Origin of the sequence: Pseudomonas sp. EA_5y_Pfl2_R50 (genome assembly GCF_963970475.1) — a bacterium.
Taxonomy (GTDB): domain Bacteria; phylum Pseudomonadota; class Gammaproteobacteria; order Pseudomonadales; family Pseudomonadaceae; genus Aquipseudomonas.
On the sequence record NZ_CAXAPT010000041.1, the window covers coordinates 1 to 1,081 of the forward strand.

Sequence of the window (1,081 nt, forward strand, 5' to 3'; positions counted from 1 at the left end):
GAAATAGACGGCATAGCTCTCGCGCTCGCTGAACAGCGCGACCAGCACGTTCGCGCCGGTCACTTCGTCGCGGCCGGAGGACTGGACGTGGAGGATCGCGCGCTGGACGACGCGCTGGAAGCCGCTGGTGGGCGAGGGGTCGGTCGCGGCATCGACCTTCAGCGCCTCAAGCTCGGTATCGAGATAGTGTTTTACGGTTGCGGTCAGCTCGGCGGTGTCGACCACGCACGATTGCATCACCTTGGAGGCATGTTCATCGTCGATCAGGGCAAGCAGCAAGTGCTCGAGCGTGGCATATTCGTGCCGGCGCGACGACGCGGCCTCTAAGGCCTTGTGCAGCGTGGTTTCCAGCGCGGAGGCGAAGGATGGCATCTGTATTTACTCCATGCGGGCCACGAAAGACGGGCGGCCCTTTCCTGCTATGTCGGAAGGCAGGACGCCCGCATCAAGCACTTGAAACACGTCGCGGCATTTCCTCGGCCCCGCGACGAAACCCCTCATGACTTGAATAGGTCGTTCGCGCTTGCCCGATGGTTAACCGCGCATTGTATTTTTGCTCGGGTGCGCGCCACTTCCGCCTCCAGCGCGACGATGCGCGCTTCCAGTTCCTTGACCGACAGCGGGTCAAGGTCCTGTACGATCAGCGCGGCGAGCGGATCGCCCGCGCGTTTCGGGAGAATCTCGTCGAGGTCCATAGGCAGGATCGTTGACCCGGCGGCGCGCCATGTCAATAAGGCGCGCAAAGCAAAACAGGGCGCACGACCGATGGACGGTATTCCGACAACGATGCGAGCGATCGACCCGGACGTGCCGGGCGGGCCCGAGGTGCTGCGCGTGGTGCAGCGCCCGGTGCCGATGCCGCGTGTTGATGAAGTGTTGATCCGCGTCGTCGCGGCGGGCGTGAACCGGCCCGACGTGCTGCAGCGCAAGGGCGGATATGCGCCACCGCCGGGCGCGCCGTCGATCCCGGGGCTGGAAGTGTCGGGCACGATCGTCGCGCAAGGGGCCGAGGTCGCGATCGACATGACCGGTCAGCCGGTGTGTGCGCTGCTGGCAGGGGGCGGCTATGCCGAATATGTCG

2 protein-coding genes and 2 pseudogenes are annotated in these 1,081 nt (G+C 65.0%); 1 reads left to right on the plus strand and 3 read right to left on the minus strand.

Translation table 11 applies throughout. The annotated features are described in order from the left end of the window. From AACY19_RS27995 to AACY19_RS26560, 3 genes and pseudogenes are all read right to left on the minus strand, one after another. Positions 1 to 132: pseudogene (locus AACY19_RS27995) on the minus strand (hypothetical protein); the annotation flags it as partial. Between the two features lie 60 nt (positions 133 to 192). After that, a pseudogene (locus tag AACY19_RS28000) lies at positions 193 to 372 on the minus strand (Clp protease N-terminal domain-containing protein); the annotation flags it as partial. Positions 373 to 497: 125 nt separating this feature from the next. Then, the gene (locus AACY19_RS26560) at positions 498 to 695 is read right to left on the minus strand and encodes a DUF1192 domain-containing protein (RefSeq protein WP_033966031.1); all 198 of its coding nucleotides are present in this window, start codon (positions 693 to 695) and stop codon (positions 498 to 500) included. 70 nt (positions 696 to 765) lie between these two features. Here AACY19_RS26560 and AACY19_RS26565 point away from each other — a divergent pair. Continuing rightward, positions 766 to 1,081: alcohol dehydrogenase catalytic domain-containing protein (locus AACY19_RS26565; protein WP_339454460.1), on the plus strand; the 316-nt coding region annotated here is incomplete at its 3' end.

Bases quoted from the DNA above. Each gene is read 5' to 3' on its own strand.
- AACY19_RS26560 (WP_033966031.1), bottom strand. From the start codon at position 695: ATGGACCTCGACGAGATTCTCCCGAAACGCGCGGGCGATCCGCTCGCC.